This window comes from Pseudoflavonifractor capillosus, from assembly GCF_016899775.1.
Taxonomy (GTDB): Bacteria; Bacillota; Clostridia; order Oscillospirales; family Oscillospiraceae; genus Lawsonibacter.
In genome coordinates this window covers 1-17,798 of sequence record NZ_JACJJE010000061.1, presented here as the reverse complement: position 1 = coordinate 17,798, position 17,798 = coordinate 1, and the positions used below count along the sequence as shown (strand labels likewise).

At 63.6% G+C, this 17,798-nt stretch carries 19 protein-coding genes; 12 read left to right on the top strand and 7 right to left on the bottom strand.

Translation table 11 applies throughout. The annotated features are described in order from the left end of the window. Nucleotides 1-317: 317 nt before the first annotated feature. Together H6B31_RS14315 and H6B31_RS14310 are read right to left on the bottom strand one after the other, a co-directional pair. Complete coding sequence (locus H6B31_RS14315; protein ID WP_204899114.1) at nucleotides 318-1,235, bottom strand: magnesium transporter CorA family protein; 918 nt, start codon at nucleotides 1,233-1,235, stop codon at nucleotides 318-320. A 64-nt stretch (nucleotides 1,236-1,299) separates the two neighbouring features. Continuing rightward, complete coding sequence (locus H6B31_RS14310) at nucleotides 1,300-2,529, bottom strand: class I SAM-dependent rRNA methyltransferase (RefSeq protein ID WP_204899113.1); 1,230 nt, start codon at nucleotides 2,527-2,529, stop codon at nucleotides 1,300-1,302. A gap of 142 nt (nucleotides 2,530-2,671) precedes the next feature. On the opposite strand from H6B31_RS14310, the gene H6B31_RS14305 reads away from it, so the two are divergent. Next, nucleotides 2,672-3,196 (top strand): CYTH domain-containing protein, encoded by a 525-nt coding sequence (locus tag H6B31_RS14305; protein WP_204899112.1) that lies wholly within the window; start codon nucleotides 2,672-2,674, stop codon nucleotides 3,194-3,196. A gap of 188 nt (nucleotides 3,197-3,384) precedes the next feature. Beyond that, entirely contained in the window at nucleotides 3,385-4,251 is an 867-nt protein-coding gene (locus H6B31_RS14300) for an AraC family transcriptional regulator (RefSeq protein ID WP_204899111.1), read from the top strand. A gap of 201 nt (nucleotides 4,252-4,452) precedes the next feature. Here H6B31_RS14300 and H6B31_RS14295 read toward each other — a convergent pair whose 3' ends face one another. The 3 genes from H6B31_RS14295 to H6B31_RS14285 form a co-directional block, all read right to left on the bottom strand. Continuing rightward, nucleotides 4,453-4,647 carry a hypothetical protein gene (locus H6B31_RS14295; protein WP_087292104.1) on the bottom strand — a complete coding sequence of 65 codons (195 nt, stop codon included), beginning with the start codon at nucleotides 4,645-4,647 and terminating at the stop codon, nucleotides 4,453-4,455. A 310-nt stretch (nucleotides 4,648-4,957) separates the two neighbouring features. Further along, nucleotides 4,958-5,509, bottom strand: a complete 552-nt coding sequence (locus H6B31_RS14290) for a glycosyltransferase family protein (protein ID WP_204899110.1) — start codon at nucleotides 5,507-5,509, stop codon at nucleotides 4,958-4,960. 209 nt (nucleotides 5,510-5,718) lie between these two features. Further along, nucleotides 5,719-6,717 (bottom strand): LysR family transcriptional regulator, encoded by a 999-nt coding sequence (locus tag H6B31_RS14285; RefSeq protein WP_204899109.1) that lies wholly within the window; start codon nucleotides 6,715-6,717, stop codon nucleotides 5,719-5,721. Between the two features lie 142 nt (nucleotides 6,718-6,859). On the opposite strand from H6B31_RS14285, the gene H6B31_RS14280 reads away from it, so the two are divergent. From H6B31_RS14280 to H6B31_RS14265, 4 genes are read left to right on the top strand one after another with little or no spacing between them, the layout of a single operon-like run. Then, nucleotides 6,860-7,831: a hydroxyacid dehydrogenase gene (locus H6B31_RS14280; protein ID WP_204899108.1), complete on the top strand. Its 972-nt coding sequence runs from the start codon at nucleotides 6,860-6,862 to the stop codon at nucleotides 7,829-7,831. A gap of 35 nt (nucleotides 7,832-7,866) precedes the next feature. After that, nucleotides 7,867-8,571 (top strand): RraA family protein, encoded by a 705-nt coding sequence (locus tag H6B31_RS14275; RefSeq protein ID WP_204899107.1) that lies wholly within the window; start codon nucleotides 7,867-7,869, stop codon nucleotides 8,569-8,571. A 56-nt stretch (nucleotides 8,572-8,627) separates the two neighbouring features. Further along, complete coding sequence (locus H6B31_RS14270) at nucleotides 8,628-9,872, top strand: SLC13 family permease (protein ID WP_243419068.1); 1,245 nt, start codon at nucleotides 8,628-8,630, stop codon at nucleotides 9,870-9,872. 10 nt (nucleotides 9,873-9,882) lie between these two features. Next, nucleotides 9,883-10,725, top strand: coding sequence for a DUF6282 family protein (locus H6B31_RS14265; protein WP_204899105.1), 843 nt, complete (start codon nucleotides 9,883-9,885; stop codon nucleotides 10,723-10,725). Between the two features lie 74 nt (nucleotides 10,726-10,799). Here the strand turns inward: H6B31_RS14265 and sfsA are convergent, their stop codons facing one another. Continuing rightward, nucleotides 10,800-11,480, bottom strand: a complete 681-nt coding sequence (sfsA, locus tag H6B31_RS14260) for a DNA/RNA nuclease SfsA (protein ID WP_204899104.1) — start codon at nucleotides 11,478-11,480, stop codon at nucleotides 10,800-10,802. A 145-nt stretch (nucleotides 11,481-11,625) separates the two neighbouring features. Between sfsA and H6B31_RS14255 the strand changes: the two genes are divergently transcribed. Next, nucleotides 11,626-12,453, top strand: coding sequence for an enhanced serine sensitivity protein SseB C-terminal domain-containing protein (locus tag H6B31_RS14255; protein ID WP_204899103.1), 828 nt, complete (start codon nucleotides 11,626-11,628; stop codon nucleotides 12,451-12,453). Nucleotides 12,454-13,229: 776 nt separating this feature from the next. Here the strand turns inward: H6B31_RS14255 and H6B31_RS14250 are convergent. After that, complete coding sequence (locus H6B31_RS14250; RefSeq protein ID WP_087292349.1) at nucleotides 13,230-13,442, bottom strand: hypothetical protein; 213 nt, start codon at nucleotides 13,440-13,442, stop codon at nucleotides 13,230-13,232. 80 nt (nucleotides 13,443-13,522) lie between these two features. On the opposite strand from H6B31_RS14250, the gene H6B31_RS14245 reads away from it, so the two are divergent. From H6B31_RS14245 to H6B31_RS14225, 5 genes are all read left to right on the top strand, one after another. Further along, the gene (locus tag H6B31_RS14245; RefSeq protein ID WP_204899102.1) at nucleotides 13,523-14,380 is read left to right on the top strand and encodes a DUF2238 domain-containing protein; all 858 of its coding nucleotides are present in this window, start codon (nucleotides 13,523-13,525) and stop codon (nucleotides 14,378-14,380) included. Nucleotides 14,381-14,434: 54 nt separating this feature from the next. Next, nucleotides 14,435-14,599 carry a DUF1540 domain-containing protein gene (locus tag H6B31_RS14240; RefSeq protein WP_087292346.1) on the top strand — a complete coding sequence of 55 codons (165 nt, stop codon included), beginning with the start codon at nucleotides 14,435-14,437 and terminating at the stop codon, nucleotides 14,597-14,599. A gap of 187 nt (nucleotides 14,600-14,786) precedes the next feature. Then, complete coding sequence (locus tag H6B31_RS14235) at nucleotides 14,787-15,458, top strand: PepSY domain-containing protein (protein ID WP_204899101.1); 672 nt, start codon at nucleotides 14,787-14,789, stop codon at nucleotides 15,456-15,458. A 161-nt stretch (nucleotides 15,459-15,619) separates the two neighbouring features. Beyond that, nucleotides 15,620-17,500, top strand: a complete 1,881-nt coding sequence (locus H6B31_RS14230) for a heavy metal translocating P-type ATPase (RefSeq protein WP_204899100.1) — start codon at nucleotides 15,620-15,622, stop codon at nucleotides 17,498-17,500. Nucleotides 17,501-17,666: 166 nt separating this feature from the next. Further along, a partial coding sequence (locus H6B31_RS14225) for an AbrB/MazE/SpoVT family DNA-binding domain-containing protein (protein ID WP_204899115.1) occupies nucleotides 17,667-17,798 on the top strand: 132 nt, incomplete at its 3' end.

The following is a 17,798-nucleotide window of genomic DNA, read 5'->3' as shown; positions in this document are numbered from 1 at the left end:
CCTTCACTTTTCTTTTCCCTTTTTCTTACAAAATCCCTGTTTTCATCTCTTGAAAACAGGAGTTCTTTGACAGACTGACCGGACGCCCCTCGGGGCGTCCGGTTTTTTTCAGCTTGTCAAAAAACCTCTGCTGAGATAAATCCGCTCACGTTGGGGCGGGGAGCTCGAGGAGGCGATAGCCCGCCTCGAGTGGGATCGAATGCTCTGAATGCCTTGCACAGCAAGACGTTCAGAGAGCGCAGCGAGAACTTTCCCGCCGCACAGCGGCGGGAAAGTATCTGCATTCCGTCTCCCATGGCCGGAGCCGTAGGGCACGCCTACCAGAACTTTTTCTTTTTGCAGATCCAGAGGCTGAGAATCACGATTCCCACGCTGACGGCGATTGCCGCCGGATAGCCGTACTTCCAGGTGAGCTCGGGCATGCCGGTGAAGTTCATGCCGTACCACCCGGCCAGCAGGGACAGGGGCAGAAAGATGGTGGTGACCACGGTGAGAATCTTCATGGTCCGGTTCTGCCGCAGGTCGATCTCCGCCTGGAACATGGTCTGGACCTGGAGGCAGTACTCCCGCAGCAGCTGGGACTCCTCCCGCAGGCGGATGACCCGCTCCTCATAGAGGCGGAAGAGGCGCTCCTCCTCCGGGGAAAACAGGCCGGCCTCGTTCTCCCGCAGGCGGCCGGCCACGTCGTCCAGCTGGGAGTAGCACCGGAACCAGGCCATGGCCCGCTTCCGCAGCTGGGTCATCGCCGGGCTGAACCCCTCCAGCTCTCCGCCCAGGACCCGGTCCTCCAGCCCCTCGGCCTGGTCCTCGATCTCCTCCAGCCTCCGCAGGTCCTTGGCGGTAAGCATAGACAGCAGGCCGTAGAAAAACCGCCCCACGCCCCCGCCCACCGGGTAGCGCTCCTTGTCCATCCGCCGGAGATAGGGGAGCAGGAAGTCCCCGTCATCCACCAGCACCGCCCGGTTTCGGGCCAGCAGCCAGCCGAAGGCCAGCCGGCCGCCGCCCCTGTCGGATTTGGGGAACAGAATGGTGCCCGACAGGCAGTCCGGGCGTACCTCCGCCTTGCACACCCGGACGTCCCGGGCGGCGGGGGTGTGGCGCAGGGTCTCTTCCAGCCCCGGCAGGGCGGAGAGCTGAGAGAGTTCCTGAGAGGTGAGCAGGACCACCCCCGGCGTCTCCGCCGCCGGGGCGCGCTCCAGCGGGGTCAGGGTTGGGCCGATGGCGTACCAGTGCATGGGGACTCCTCCTTTCCGGCGCAGGCTCCGGACCTGCGCCGCGGCTGGCAGTGTAGGAAGCGGGTCAGACCACCTGGAACAGGAAAAATTTCAGATAGTTGGTCTCCTCCACGTTCCAGAGGATGGGGTGGTCGGGGGCCTGCTGCCGGGCCTCGATCTGCCGCAGCTGCCGCCCCGCGTCGGCGGCCGCCTGCCGGAGCATCTGGACAAACCGCCCCTCTGTGGCGAAGTGGCTGCAGCTGGCGGTGGCCAGATAGCCGCCCCGTGGGAGGAGCTTCATGGCCCGGTAGTTGATCTCCTTATACCCCCGCATGGCGTTGTCCGTCGTCTTTCGGGACTTGGTGAAAGCGGGCGGGTCCAGGATGATGAAGTCGTAGTCATGCTTCCCCTCCAGGGTGGGCAGCAGGTCGAACACGTCGGCGCAGAGGAAATCCATCCGGTCCTCCAGGCCGTTGCGCACAGCGTTGGCCCGGGCCAGGTCCACCGCCGCCTGGCTCACATCCACGGCGGTGACGTGCTCCGCCCCGCCCAGTGCGGCGTTGAGGGCGAAGCTCCCCGTGTGGGTGAAGCAGTCCAGCACCCGCTTCCCCCGGGCCAGCTTGGCCGCCGCCCGGCGGTTGTACTTCTGGTCCAGGAAAAAGCCGGTCTTCTGGCCGCTCTCAAAGTCCACCTCATACGCCACCCCGTTCTCCCGGATGAGGGTGCGGGTCTCGGCCGGCGGCTCCTCCCCGGGGAGGCGGTACCAGCCCTTGCCCTCCGCCAGGCCCTCCCGCTCCCGCAGGGGGACGTCGTTGCGCTCGTAGATCCCCCGGATCTCCTGGCCGTCGGCGCGGAGCACCTCCGCCAGGGCGGGGAAAATCACATCCTTGCGCAGCTCCATCCCGTAGGACATGGTCTGGGTCACCAGGATGTCGTGGAACCGGTCCACCGTCAGGCCGGGGAGCTGGTCGGCCTCCCCAAAGACGATCCGGCAACAGTCCAGGTCCTCGGGCCCCATCACCGTCCTGCGGTAGGCCCAGGCGTACTCCAGCCGGCGGCGCCAGAACGCCTCGTCAAAGCGGTCGTTGGCGCTGCGGCTGAGGAGCCGGATGCGGATCTTGCTGTGGAGGCTGAGCAGGCCGGTGCCCAGATAACTCCCCCGGCGGCTGACCACGTCCACCAGAGCGCCGTTCTCCGGCGCCGTCTCCGGCTCGCGGATGATCTCCTCCCCGTAGACCCAGGGGTGGCCGGCGGTCAGGCTGCGCTCGGCCTTGGGAGTGACGGCATAGACGGGATAGGGGCGGGGCTGTTTCATAAAAGACTTCCTCTCTATTTTTGGATGGATTCTATATCCAATATTATAGCACGGCGGGCCGGGACATGCTATAATTTGAATACAAACGGCCGGAGGGAAAATCCAGCCCCGGATTCGTCATTTTGTATAGGAGGCGGCACAGATGGAGATTGAGCGGAAATGGCTGGTTGCGGGCTGGCCTGAGGGGGCCGTCCCCTCCCACACCTACCGCATGGACCAGGGGTACATCGCCCTGTCCCCCACCGTGCGCATCCGCCGGGAGGCGGAGGGAGGCGTGGTCCGCCACGTTCTGTGCTTCAAAGGAAAGGCGGACGCCGCCGGTCTGGCCCGGGAGGAGATCGAGACGGAGATCGCCCCGGACCTCTTCTCCCGCCTGGAGGGGCTGATCGGCCTGCCTCTGATCCGGAAGGAGCAGCGGCGCTATCCCCTGGAGGGCGGCCTTGTGCTGGAGGTCAACCAGGTGGACCAGGGGGAGCCGGGTTCCTTCTTCTACGCCGAGGTGGAGTTTCCCACCCGGGAGGCCGCCCTGGCCTGGGAGCCGGGCAAGTGGTCCGGATACCTGTCCCGGGAGGTCACCGGGCAGCCCGGACAGAGCATGGCGGCCTACTGGCTGGCCACCCGGGGACACGCCGGCGGGATCGACGCGCCGGCCGCTCTGGAAAAATAAGGGCTGAAAGTCGATATTCCGGGTGCTAAATGGGTATTTTGCATAAATTTTGTTCAGGCACTATAAAAAACAAGCGTATTCCATGGATTATATAGTCGAAATGTGATATAATTCCTAAACTAAGAGAATGGAGGCCAGAGCGGCATGCGGCCGGAGGAACAGCGCCCGGCCAGTTTAGGAGGCGCAGGATGAAGGAATCCTGGTTAGCGCAGAACCCCAATGGGGTAGGAGAGCTGTCGTTCCTGTTTTGCGGAAGGCAGAACTGTGCGCCGGGCGACTCGGTGGGGCCGGCCGTCCGGGAGCACTACCTGCTGCATTTCTGTTTGTCGGGCCGGGGCGTGTACCAGGCCCAGGGGCGCAGCTATGCCATCGGCCCCGGGGAGGGCTTTCTCATCTTACCGGATGAGGTGACCTCCTACCAGGCGGACCAGAGCGAGCCCTGGACCCACATCTGGGTGGGCTTTCATGGTTCCCGGGCGGGAGAGTATTTGCACCAGTGCGGCCTGGGCCGGGACCACCGGGTCTACCGCTGCGCCGCGCCGGACCGGCTGGACCACTGCGTCCGGGAGATGATGCGGTACGAGATCGCCGGCCAGGGCCATGAACTGATGCTCCAGGGGGAGCTGTACCACTTCCTGGGCTGGATCGCCCGCTCGGCGGAGGAGCCCTCCCACCGGGGGCGGGAGACCGGCAAGGAGTATGTGGAGCTGGCCATGGAGTACATCCGCAACCACTTTCAGGAGGATCTGACGGTGGCCAAGCTGGCCCGCTATGTGGGACTGAACCGCAGCTATCTCACCACCGTCTTCCAGAGCGTCCTCCAGATGTCCCCACAGCAGTTTTTGATGCGCTTCCGGATGACCCGGGCGGCCCAGCTGCTGCGGGAAAACAACCTGTCGGTGGGGGAGGTGGCCCGCTCCTGCGGCTATCCCGACCCGCTGACCTTCTCCAAGGCCTTCAAGCGGACCCTGGGCGTCACTCCCTCCCGGTACCGGAGGGGAGCCCGGGCGGAGCACATGTCGGCCGAGGCGGAGACAAAGGTCCTCCCGGTCTGAGGAACCACCCAACACATTCCAATCGTAAAATTGTGGAAGCGGCCTGCGCCGGAGCGCAGGCCGCTCTTCTGTCTCCACGCAAAAACCGGCCCTCCCGCTCAGGGGGGGCCGGTCCAGTCTGATGGGGCAAAAAGCCGTGCGGAGCACCGGGAACGGCTCCGCGCCGCCCCAGCGGTCTCTATGTAATGTTTCTTCTCTGCCCTACCGGATCATCCGGCAGGGGCTCAGAGCCCGGAACTGCCGGGTCATGGTCAGGCACAGGTCGTTGTAATAGTCCAGATAGGCCTTCTTCTGCTGACGCTGAACGCGCTGGCGCTCCTGAAGCTGTCTCCAGGCCTCACAGGACTTGTGGCAGCCGGACTGGTAATGGGGGCAGGTGCCCTGACAGGGAAGCATAGAAACACTCCTCTCACAAGATATCGGCTTCCGCCGGGAAAAACAACAGGCGCCTTGCTGCCAAACGCGGATCATGCGTTGGGCCGCAAAGCGCCTGAAGTTTTTTCGGCACGGGAGGAGGGGGCGGACAGGTTCCGGCCTGGAACTCCTTGGGGGATGCCCCGGCGTCTCTGCTCTGCCATACAAACTCCTCCTCCCTCACATCGGAAGCTGTCTCTATTGTAGCAGAGCCTGAACCGCTTTTCCAGCGGATTTTTGTAAAATTTATTCGAAATTTTTGGCGAAACCGGCAGGTTTTCCCCGCCCGATTTTACTCCGCCTTCTCCGGGCCGGCCGCCTCCCGGCCGGAGCCGTCGTAAGAGAAGGTGCGCCCCTCCCGGCCCGCAAACAGCTGGGAGCCGTCCTCCTCCCCTTTCAGGGCCAGAAGCTGTGGCAGCAGGTAGGGGGCAAACACCATCGCCCCCGCTCCGCCTCCGGCGGAGCTCATCCGGCCCAGGGGGCGGCCGCTGAGAATGTAGCCCTGGAGGAACGCGGTGAGCTGCTCCCCGGTCACCTCCCGCCGTCCGCAGGAGAGGAAGCAGCGGCTGGCCCCGGACCGGGCCGCCTTGGCCCCGGCAATGACGGCCTCGCTCAGAGACCGGCAACCGGAGACTACCACCTTATTAAATCCAAAGGCCCGGATGGCCTCGTCCAGCACGCCGGGCCGGGTGACCACAATCACCCGCAGCCCCAGCATGGCGTCCGCCGTCTGGCGGGCGGCCTGAAAGGCGTGGAGGTACAGGGGCTTCCCCTCCTCCTCCGCCAGCAGCTTCCCGCCGTCCAGCTCCTTCGGCCCCTCCGCCAATAAAATCAAATCGATCATGCTTGTCTTCGCCTCATTTCTGCCGGGGCTCGCCCCCGGGGAACCGTTTTGCCTCCGCCGGAGGATTTCCGCCCCGGCGGCGCTTTGTCTCTTTATTATACCGCAGATCCCTTCAAAGCGCCATCCGGAATCTCTGACGATTTTTTGCCGGGAAATTTCTGGGGTTTCCTCTATTTTCCTCGTCTCTTCTCACCTTTTTCTCCGGCGGTTTACACATTTTCCACACTTTTTTCCACAGCTCCCTCTCCTCCGGCCACCCGGAGGACGGGAATCCGGTCCAGCGCGGCGGTGGAGTCGAACAGCAGCTCCATAAAATACTTGGCGAAATGGGTCAGGTACCGCTGCCGGTGGCGCAGCAGGGAGAGCCGCTGCACCATGGGTTCCCCCCGGTCCATAAGAGGAAAAATGTTCACCTGCTCCCCCATCTGATCCAGCTGCTCCACCAGGGACAGGTTGGTGCTGAAGCAGGCGGCCGTCCCGGAAGCGCACAGGGGCAGGGTCTGTGCGGTGGAGGGGCCGGTGAAAAATGCCCAGGGCTCTACTCCCACCTGACGAAACTGCTCCCGAATCCGTCCGCCCAGGCGGTTGGTCATCAGAGAGAAGGGCAGACGGGCAAAATCCCGCAGGTCGGCCCCCTGAATGGAGCGCTCCTTGATGCCTTGGATCTCCTCCGGGGTGTAATACTGCCGGAGCAGGACCTCGGGCACGCACAGATAGACCTCTTCCCGGAGGAACTCGTGCTCCACCAGGTCGGCGTTATAGCGGTCGGACAGCACCACCGCAAAGTCCACCTCCCCGTTGGCGATCTTCTTCTCCAGGTTGGCGGACAGCCCCTCCACAAAGCGCACCTCCACCCGGGGGTACTTCTGCTGAAAGGCAGGCAAAATGATGGGCAGGAACTGGGTGCCCCGGGCCATGCTGGCCCCAAAGCGCAGGGTGCCCCGCTCCTGGTGCTCCACGTCGGAGAGGATGTCCTTCAGATTCCGCTCCTCCTTCCCCACCACCTGGGCAAAGGACAGCACGAACTCCCCCGCGCAGGTGAGGGACAGGGAGGGCTTCCGGTAAAACAGCTTGGTGCCGTAATACTGCTCCAGCCGCTGGATATGGTTGCTCAGGGTCTGCTGAGAGATGTACAGCCGCTCCGCGGTCTTGGTCATGTTCAGATCCTTGGACAGCTCCTGAAAGTAGTACAGACTGATCAGATCCATAGACGCCCTCCTCCACAAAGTTTTTTTGTAGAAAATTGAAAAATTCCCTGTTTGCTTTTCTAACTCGACTATATTACCATGATCCCAACGAAAGCGCAATGTATTTTGTGAACATTGTACAGAAAACGAGGAGGAGTTTTGTATGGCAATTCGAGTACTGCTCCCCCAGCCGATTCTTCCGGCTGGCTATGAGTATCTGCGGGAGCACGGGTATGAAGTGGTGGACGGCCGCGGCTTTACTGAGGACGACATCGTGGCGGACATCGCCGACTGCGACGCCATCATCGTCCGCACCGCCAAGATCACCAAGCGCATCTTTGACGCCGCCCCCAAGCTGAAGATCCTGGCCCGTCACGGCGCCGGCTACGACGGAGTGGACCTGGCCGCCGCCCGGGAACACGGGGTGCTGGTGTGCACCGCCGGCGGGGCCAACGCCATCTCGGTGGCCGAGCTGACCATCTTCTACATGCTCTACTGCTCCCGGAACTTCAAGAAGGTCCAGAAGCTGTACCTGGAGGACTACCGCCAGGCCAAGATGGGCGTCCCCAAGACCGAGCTGGAGGGCAAGACCCTGGGCCTGGTGGGCTTGGGCAACATCGGCAAGCTGGTGGCCAAGAAGGCCGCCCTGGGCTTTGATATGACCGTGCTGGCCTACGACCCCTTCGCCAAGAAGGAGGGTCTGCCCGAGTACATCCAGCTGGTAGAGGACCGGGACGAGATCTTCAAGCAGAGCGATTACGTCTCCCTCCACGTGCCCGCCACCCCCGAGACCATCCACTCCGTCAGCGACCGGGAGTTCGACCTGATGAAGGAGACCGCCTATCTCATCAACGCCGCCCGGGGCTCCATCGTGGACGAGCCCGCCCTGGTCCGCGCCCTCCAGGAGGGCAAGATCGCCGGCGCCGGTCTGGACACCCTGGAGAAGGAGCCCATCGACCCCGCCAATCCCCTGGTGGCCATGGACAACGTCCTCACCGCCCCCCACATCGGCGGCGCCACCAAGGAGGCCTCCAGCCGGTCCTCCGTGGCCTGCGCCCAGGCCATCGACGACTACTTCTCCGGCCGCACCCCCAACTTCGTGGTGCCCGAGCTGCGGGATCTGATCCAGAAATAAACCGACCATCTGTATGTTTGAAAGGAGATATTGATATGAGCGTTGGTAATCGAGTGTTCCTGCAGCGTGACCTGCCTGACCTGAAGGTGATGGAGGCCTTCCGGTCCCTGCCTGCCGCAAACGTGGCGGATACTATGGGCCGCTCCTGCGCCCTGAGTTCGGAGATCCGCCTCATCAGCAACCCCAAGGACTCCATTATGGTGGGGGCTGCCTTCACCGTCAAAGCCCGTCCCGGTGACAACCTGATGCTTCACAAGGCGCTGGATTTGGCCGGAGAGAACGACGTCATTGTGGTGTCCAACGAGGGGGACCGCTCCCAGTCCCTGATGGGCGAGATTATGGCCATCCACGCCCAGCATAATCGAAAGATCCGGGGCATCGTCCTGGACGGCCCCATCCGCGACATTGAGGATATCTCCAAAATGAACCAGATGTTCCTGTACGCCACTGGATCCACTCCCGGCGGTCCCTACAAAGAGGGGCCCGGTGAGATCAATGTTCCCATCTCCATTGGCAACATCGCGGTGCTGCCCGGCGACATCGTCCTGGGCGACCGGGACGGGGTCATCATTATCCCCCGTTTGGACGCGGAGCAGATCTTGGCTGCCGCCCAGAAGTATGCTGCCGCCGACGCAGGCAAGGTAGAGGCCGCCAAAAACGGCACTGCCAAGCGTGGCTGGGTGGACGAGACTTTGGCTAAAAAGAATGTGGAAATCATCGACGGGAAGTATCCCAAATAAAGGCTTACGTTGCAATATATTAAAGTTTTGAAAGGGGATAAACTTACATGGATCCTATGATTACTGCATTGGTGATTTTGATTATCACCATTATCCTGTTTATCTGGGAACCAATTCCCATCATCGTCACTGCCATCGGCGCCTCGATTGCCTATGCCTACACCGGCATCATCGAGGTGGGTGACATCTTCACCGGCTACAACAGCGACACCATCGTTCTGCTGGCCGGTATGATGGTCATTGGTTCCTCTCTGTTCCACGCCGGCATCACCGATATGATCGGTGAGAAGATGATTAAAATCACCGGCAAGAGCGAGCGGAACATCATTCTGGCCACCCTGATCGTCTCCTGCACCATCAGCTCCGTGTGCAGCAACATCGGCGTCATGACCGCCATGGCCCCCCTGGTCACCGCCATGTGTCTGGCCGCCGGCATCGGTCCCTCCAAGGCTCTGCTGGCCCTGCTCTTCGGCGCTCAGTTCGGCGGCTTCGTTACCCTGGTGGGCGTGGGCTCCAACGCCACCGCCAACAGCGTCATGGAGCAGATGGGCATCAACCCCTTCGGTTTCTTCAGCATCACCCCCTTCGGCATCGGTGTGTGTGTGCTGGGCACCCTGTACTTCACCTTTGTGGGCCGGAAGTTCATCCCCGACACCGGCTATGTGCCTGAGTTCGCTCAGACTGACCGGAAGCCTCTGGACAAGAAGAAGGCCGTCATCGCGGTGGTCACCCTGCTGTGCGTTCTGGTGGTCATCGCCGCCAGCCCGGACAACATCCCCATGCATGTGGCGGCCGTGGTGGGCGCCCTGGTCATTGTGGGCACCAAGTGCATGACCGTCCAGGAGGCCATCAAGGCCATCGACTGGAACTGCATGCTGCTGGTGGGCTCCCTCACCGCCATCTCCACCGGCGTCACCAACAGCGGTCTGGGCGACGCGGTGGCCCAGGGCATTCTGAACATTCTGGGCGACAACCCCAGCACCTTTATGATCACCACGGTTATCTTCTTCGCCGCCGCCCTGCTCACCCAGGTCATGTCCAACATCCCCTGCATCATGCTCTTCCTGCCCATCGGCATCTCCATCGCCAACACCATCGGCGTGAGCCCTTATCCGGTGGCCATGACCATCACCCTGGCCGGCGCGGCCTCCTACGCCACCCCCTTCGCCGCCCCCCAGAACATGATGACCGTGGGCTGGACCCACTACAAGTTCCTGGACTTTATGAAGATCGGCATGCCCATGCTGCTGGTCACCTATGTGGTGGTGGTGGCCCTCATCCCCATCTTCCTGCCCTACTGAGGAGTGCGCCATGGATCTGAACCATCTTCTGAAGGGCGCCTATGACATGCATATCCATACCGCCCCCGACGTCACCCCCCGCAAGTGCGACGATCTGGAACTGGCCCAGCGGCTCCAGGCCGCAGGGATGGCGGGCTGCGCCATCAAGAGCCACTACATGGACACCTCCGGCCGGGCTGCGCTGTTACAGAAACTCTATCCGGAGCTCACCTTTGCCGGCGGCGTCACCCTGAACCGCTCCCTGGGAGGCGTCAACCCCCAGGCCGTGGAGCGTATGGCCCAGATGGGCGGGAAAATGCTCTGGTTCCCCACTCTGGAAGCCCGCTCCTATCAACACTTCCACCACGCCGGCGACGGGACCGACCTGTCCCAGTTCCTCACCGCGCTGGATGAGGACGGCAAACTGCTCCCCCAGGCCGTGGAGGTGCTGGAGGTGGCCGCCCAGTACAAACTGGTGGTGGGCACCGGCCACCTGAGCGCCCGGGAGGGTCTTGCCCTGGTCCGGGAGGCCCGGCGGCTGGACGGGCTCCAGATGGTCCTCACCCACGCGGACAATCCCGCCGACCAGTACACCCTGGAGCAGCAGCAGGAGGCCGTCCGGGCGGGCGCCATGGTGGAGCACTGCTATTTCACCACCTACTACAACCGGGTCTCCGCCCAGGAGATCGCCCGCCAGATCCAGGGGGTGGGCCCGGAGCACGTGATCCTGAGCACCGACTTTGGGCAGGTAAAATCCCCCTACAGCGACGAGGGCATGCTGGGATACATGGAGGCGTTGTACGCCTGCGGCGTCTCGGAGGACGCCCTGGTCCAGATGACCCGCACCAATCCCCAGCGCCTGATTGCATCCTGATTGTTTCTTCCCTGATTCTCATATCCCCAAAACCGAGAGACGGCGCGCCGGTTGGCGCACCGTCTCTCCCTCTTTTACAGCCGCACCTCCACCGGTCCGGCAATGTCCAGCCGGTCCGGTTGGACGGCGCAGTCCAGGGCCAGCACCTGAACCCCCGCCCGGGCGGCCCGGCGGAGGGTCTCTCCAAACTCCGGGTGGGTGCGGTCGTTGGGCTCCATCCACCGCACATCCCCCATCTGGATCACGAAGCACACCGCCGCCTCATAGCCGGCCTCCTTGGCCGCCATCAGCTCCTCCAGGTGCTTCACCCCCCGGAGGGTGGGGGCGTCGGGGAAGCGGACCACCCCGTCCTCCTCCAGGGTGACCCCCTTCACCTCCACAAAGCCCCGGCGGCCCGGGGCCTCCCAGTAGAAGTCAAACCGGGAGGCGCCGTATTTTGTCTCCGGCCGCAGCAGGGTCAAGTCCGGAACCCACTTCCCCGCCCGGGCCCATTCCCCGAACACCTGGTTGGGGGCCTGGGCGTCCATGTTGATGAGGCGCTCCCCCTTCTCCACGGCGATCAGATCGTATTTGGTCTTTCGATGGGGGTTGCCGCTCTCCTCCAGATAGACCCGTGCCCCGGGGACCAGCAGCTCCCGGCACCGGCCGGTGTTTTTGACATGGCAGGTGACCGTCTCCCCCGCCAGCTCCATCTGGGCCACAAAGCGGTTGGGCCGGGCGCGAAAAACAGCTGGATGAATTTTCTGATACTGCATCTTGTGTTCCTCCGGCCTTTTCTGGTATGATATACAGATAGCGGAATATGTCCGCTGTTGGAACAGTATACTCCGGGTCCGGCCGGAAGGCAAGTTCTTTTCCCGCCGTCCCATCTCATCTTTTTATATGTAGGAGGCCCTTGTTATGCCCAACCAGAACCCCAATCCCAATCAAAAGCCCATCACCAACCCCGAGCTGGTGGAGGCCCTGAAGGCCCTGCACCAGGAGAACACCCCCCAGAACCAGGGCAAGGTCCTGGGGCTGGTGGTGGAGCGGGCCGTCTTCCTGACCCCCGCCGTGGTCACCCCCGCCCCCCAGCAGCCGGGACAGGCCGACTCCGCCCGGAAGCAGGCCACCATCCAGTTCCAGCTCATCACCACCAAGGACGGCCGCCCCTTCTTCCCCGCCTTCACCGACGCGGAGGAACTGCGGAAGTTCGCCGGTCAGAAGCCGGTGCAGTCGGTGGTGCTCCGCTTTGACGACTACGTCTCCCTGATCCAGCGCAACGAGAAGGCCTGCGGCTTTGTGGTCAACCCCCTGGGCCTGAGCCTGACCCTGGACCGGAAGACGGTGGAGAGCCTGGCCGCCAAGAAGAAGGAGGTGGCACAGCTGCGCCAGCAGCGGCAGCAGCAGGCCGCCTACTCCCAGGAGACCATTGAGAAGGACGCCCAGGTGATGGTGGGCGACCCGGACGAGGTCCCCCAGGCCATGCTGGACGCGGTGGCTCAGATGGCCCAGGGCCGAGAGGACATCCGCACCCTGTGGCTGCGGCAGATGATCCGCCCCGACGGCACCCCCAGCCTCATCATCGTGGTGGACCACACCGGCACCCAGGCCGAGGTCTTCGAGGCGGTGGCCGAGGCCGCCCGTCCCCACTTCAGCCGGCTCCCCGTGGACATGATCCCCTATGGCACCAGCTTCGCCGAGGCTGCCACTGAGGGAGTGGAGCCCTTCTTCCGGCGGGAGGGGTAAATTTTTCTTTGTCAGGGGTTTCGCCGTCCCTTTTTGAGCCTTTCCCTGGGGGAAGGCTTACGGGCGGCCCAGTGTGCCGCCCCTACGAAATTCTCCGGCCCTTCTGCAGGGGCCGGTCCCAGACCGGCCCGCGGGCGGCCAAAGGCTGCCCCTACGAAAATGTGATGGGGAACTCTCCCATCTTTCCGTAGGGGCCGACGACCTCGGCGGCCCGCGGGCGCACGCTGTGCGCCCCTACGGCGGAAAACGGCCCCGGACGCTGGTTCGGAAACGGCAGGCGCAGAAGCGGAACCGCAGCAACTTCAATTTTCTTCCCGCTCAGGCCCCCAGTGGGGCCGGATGGGACCGCCCCCAAGCACTCCTGATTTTGCGCACCGGAAATGTTCTGCTCACTTCAAGGGGTAACCCCCGTATTTGGGGTCCGGGGAAAACGGTCCTATGGACCTAGGCGGAGCATAGCGGAGCCGTAGTCCATCGGCCGCGTCCCCGGCGATCCTTTGGTTTCTTTCCCATCGCTGGGAAAGAAACTCGCCCCGCAGGGCGAAAACCTACCAAACGGCGCGCCGAGTCGTCGCGCCCTACAAGGGCCGGAAACCTGCCCCCTCATCCGCCCCTTCGGGCCACCTTCCCCCCAGGGGGAAGGCTTTTTGGGGGGATTCCCCCCTCATCCGCCCCCTTCGGGGTCACCTCCCCCCGAGGGTAAGGCTTTGGGGAGGATCGCTCCCTCATCCACTCTGGGGGAGGACTTAAATGCGGCGAAATCCCCCTGCAAAGCATTAAATCCCCTTCAGCTCCTGAATGGTCTCCTCAATGGTCTTTTTCGGTAAGTAGACCGCTGCCATCTCAGAGAGCTGGGCCAGGGTCAGGGAGTGTGCCGCCTGGACCATGGGGTGCTTCATCCATTTGCCGAACCGGCGCTGAAACACCGCCCGGGCCCGGGGGTTTTGCAGCAGCTCCCCCACAGTGATCTGATTTTGCCGTAAATCCATGTGTGTTCACCTCCATCCCCTATTGTATGCGCGGGAGATGAAATCGCTCCCCGCAGCCCCCAGTGACAAGGAGGATCTTTATGTCAAATAAGCGGCCGCAGCCGCGGCGGGATTTTCGGGACTCCGCCTATGCCGCCCTGCATCGAAAGGGCGTGGTCACCGCGGTGTACCTGGTGCTCCGGGTACTGGTCATCCTGACCCTGATATCCCAGTTTCTCCACGGAAATTTTGAAAACGTGTTCTTCTGCGTGCTGTCCCTGGTGCTCTTTCTCATGCCCACCATTCTGGAACGACAGCTCCAGATCGATCTGCCCAACGTGCTGGAGATCGTCATTCTGCTGTTCATCTTCTCCGCCTGGATCTTGGGGGAAGTGCAGACCTACTACACCATCATCCCCTACTGGGACACCATGCTCCACACCCTCAACGGGTTTCTGTGCGCCGCCATCGGATTCTCCCTGGTGGACCTGCTCAACCGCCACGAGCGGGTCTCCCTGTCCCTGTCCCCGGTGTACATGGCCATTGTGGCCTTCTGCTTCTCCATGACGGTGGGCGTGCTCTGGGAGTTTTTCGAGTGCGCCATGGACCAGATCTTCATGCAGGACATGCAGAAGGACTCCATTGTGAACGCCATTTCCTCCGTCATGCTGGACCCCACCGGAAGCCAGCGGGCTCAGGCCATCCGGGACATCACCGACGTGATCGTGGTCACCGGCGGCGGAGAGGAGATCTCCCTGGGTCTGGGCGGCTATCTGGACATCGGGCTGCTGGACACCATGGAGGACCTGCTGGTGAACTTCATCGGCGCCGCCGTATTCTCCTTTGTGGGCTATTTTTACGTGAAAAACCGCGGCAAGGGCTGGTTTGCCCGGAACTTTATTCCCCAGGTCCTCCCCGACGAGGAATCTGACGGGGAGACGGACCGGCCGGAGGAATAAAGGCCGGCGGTTCTGTCCATACTACCTCCATCCACTGTGAGGAGGTTTGAAACAATGGATCAGAAAACTTGTAATTCCAGCATTCACTGCACTGTGGAGAACTGTGCCTACCACGCTCCCCAGAACTGCTGCTCCTTGAAGAGCATCAACGTGGGCTGCTGCGACAGCTCTCCCACCAGCTGCAAGGGCACCGAGTGTGCCTCCTTCCAGCTGAAGTAAATCCTGAACCGAGGGCCGCCTGAGACAGGCGGCCCTCCTTATTTCCCGGAAAATTATCTGCAACGCAGCCGCCGCAGGGGGCAGGCGGAACCGTGGCCTTGTCCTGTGGTTGCATTTTTTCGGACGGACCGCTAAAATGGAGGTATCCGGTCCCCTGCGGACCCCATCGAAAAGGAGTGCAGCTCTTATGAAGCGCGCCTTTCCTCTCTCCCTGGCGGCGGCCGCTCTGCTGGCCGCCCTGGCCGGCTGCGGCCAAACGCCCCCCGCGTCTCCCGCCGGCGCCTCCTCCGGCGGACCGGAGTCCTCCTGGAGCCAGGACGGCGGCGCCCGGTCCGACGCTTCGGCGGCCCCCTCCGGCGGACAGACCGCCGCCCCCTCGGACCACTCCTCGGCCTCTTCCGGCGGACGGGGGGAGGAGAGCGGTATCGGAGAACAGGAGGCTCTGGCCATCGCCCTGGACAACGCCGGGGTGCCCTCCTCGGACGCCAGCCGTGTCAAGATTGAGCGGGACCGGGACAACGGCATCCCCCTCTACGACATTGAGTTTGAGACCGGCTACGGCGACTACGACTTCCAGGTGGCCATGGACGGCGGCGCCATTGTGGGGGCGGACTATGAGGTGGACGAGGAGCATCTGGCCGCCCTGCCGGAGAACCCCATCTCCCTGGAACAGGCGGCCGCCCTGGTACAGGAAAAGGTCCCCGGCTCCTCCGCCTCGGACATGCGCCTGTGGGAGGAGGGGGACGACGGCCGCACCCGCTATGAGGGGGACCTCCTGTACGGGGGTATAAAGTACGAATTTGAGATCGACCCCCGGACCGGCCGGATTTTCGACTGGAACGCGGACCTGCGGGAATGACTCCACTGTTCCGGACGTATCTTGCCCAGGAAGCAGCATCCCTCCGCCGGCTGTGCCGGCGGAGGGATTTTGTCTGCCCGCGCCCCTTGACAGGCAATACCCATAGGGGTATAATGCCCTCGTTAAAACATATACCCCCATAGGTATAAAGGAGGCGCACCATGATCCGATTTCTGGAATCCCTGTCGTCCTGGGGCGGCGTGAAGAGAGACGTTGTCTTTCTGATTCTGTCCGGGCTGGCCCTGGCGGTCAGTCTGATCGACCCCACCCTGTTTCCCATCCACCCGGCCTGGGCAGCCATCCTCCTGTGCGGCGTACCCATCCTCCTGGAGGCGGTCATCGGCCTGGTCACGGCCTTTGACATCAAGGCCGACGTGCTGGTGTCCATCGCCCTCATCGCCTCGGTGGCCATCGGGGAGATCTTTGCCGCCGGGGAGGTGGCCTTCATCATGCAGCTGGGGGGCCTGCTGGAGGAGCTCACCGTGGCCCGGGCCCGGGCGGGCATCGAGCGGCTGGTCCGCCTCACGCCCCGCACCGCCCGGCGGCTGACGGAGGCCGGGGAGGAGATCATCTCCGCCGACGCCGTCCGGAAGGGAGACCGGCTCCGGGTGCTCCCGGGGGAGACCGTCCCCGTGGACGGGTTCATCCTCACCGGACAGACCTCCATCAACCAGGCGGTCATGACCGGGGAGTCCCTGCCGGTGGACAAGGGGCCGGGGGACGAGGTGTCCAGCGGCACGGTAAATCAGTTCGGCTCCTTTGACATGGAGGCCGTCCGGGTGGGAGAGGACAGCTCCATTCAGCGCTATATCCGCCTGGTCCAGTCCGCCGACGCGGGCAAGGCCAAGATCGTGGGGCTGGCCGACCGGTGGGCCACCTGGATCGTGGTCATCGCCCTGTCCGCCGCCCTCCTCACCTGGCTGATCACCGGGGAGATCATCCGGGCGGTGACCATTCTGGTGGTGTTCTGCCCCTGCGCCCTGGTGCTGGCCACCCCCACCGCCATCATGGCGGCCATCGGCAACGCCACCCGCCACGGCTTCCTGGTGCGGGAGGGGGACGCCCTGGAGCAGCTCGCCTCCGTCACCCAGGTGACCTTCGACAAGACGGGCACCCTCACCCAGGGGACCCCCGCCGTCACCGCCGTGTGCTCGCTGGACCCCGCGCGGACCTGGCAGGAGGTGTACCGCCTGGCCGCCGGAGCGGAGGCCCGGTCGGAGCACCCCCTGGGGCGGGCGGTGGCGGCCTGCTGGCGGGAGGAGCACCCCGGCGAGCCCCTCCCCGGCTCAGAAGCCTTTCAGATGCTCCCCGGGCGGGGCGTACAGGCCCGGGTGGACGGCCGCGAGGTGCTGGCGGGCAGCCCCGCCCTGCTGGCGGAGCGGGGCATTCCCCAGCCTCCGGAACTGGCGGCCCGGGCGGCCCCCTGGCTGGAACAGGGCTGCACCCTCATCTGTCTGGCGGCAGACGGAGCGGCCGCCGGCTTTCTGGCCCTGGCCGACCAGGTGCGCCCCCAGGCGGCGGAGACCATCCGGGGGGTGAAGGCGGCGGGGGTGACTCCGGTGCTCCTCACCGGGGACCACGAGAACGCCGCCCGCACCATCGCCCGCGCTCTGGACATTCCAGTCTACCAGGCCAACTGCCGCCCGGAGGATAAGCTGGATTGGATCGACCGCAGCCAGCAGGCGGGAAACCCGGTGTGCATGGTGGGCGACGGCATCAACGACGCCCCCGCCCTGAAAAAAGCCCTGGTGGGCATCGCCATGGGGGGCGTGGGCAGCGACATCGCCGTGGACGCGGCGGACATCGCCCTGGTGAACGACGACCTGCGGGAGCTGCCCCACCTGCTGCGCCTGTCCCGGCGCATGATGGCCACCATCAAATACAATCTCACCTTCTCCATGGCCCTGAATTTTGCGGCCATCCTCCTGGCCATCACCGGCATTCTGAACCCGGTGGTGGGAGCCCTGGTCCACAACGCCGGATCGGTGCTGGTCATCGTCAACTCCGCCCGCCTGCTGGGCTTCCGCCAGCGCGGAACGTAAATTAGAAACGGGGCAAAACCGGCTGTGCCCTCCTTCCAAATATTGTCCCTCCTCCAATGAAATTCCGTCAATTCCCAGCGCCCTCCTGTGAAAATCTGCATAGCCAGTCCGTTCCTGCGGATACTATGGGTGGTTTCAAGAAAACACCGTGGGAGGAATTATATAGATGAAAGCGACTGGCATTGTGAGAAGAATTGACGATCTGGGCCGCGTCGTGATTCCCAAGGAGATCCGCCGCACCATGCGCATCCGGGAGGGCGACCCCTTGGAGATCTACACCTGTCTCTTATACACATCT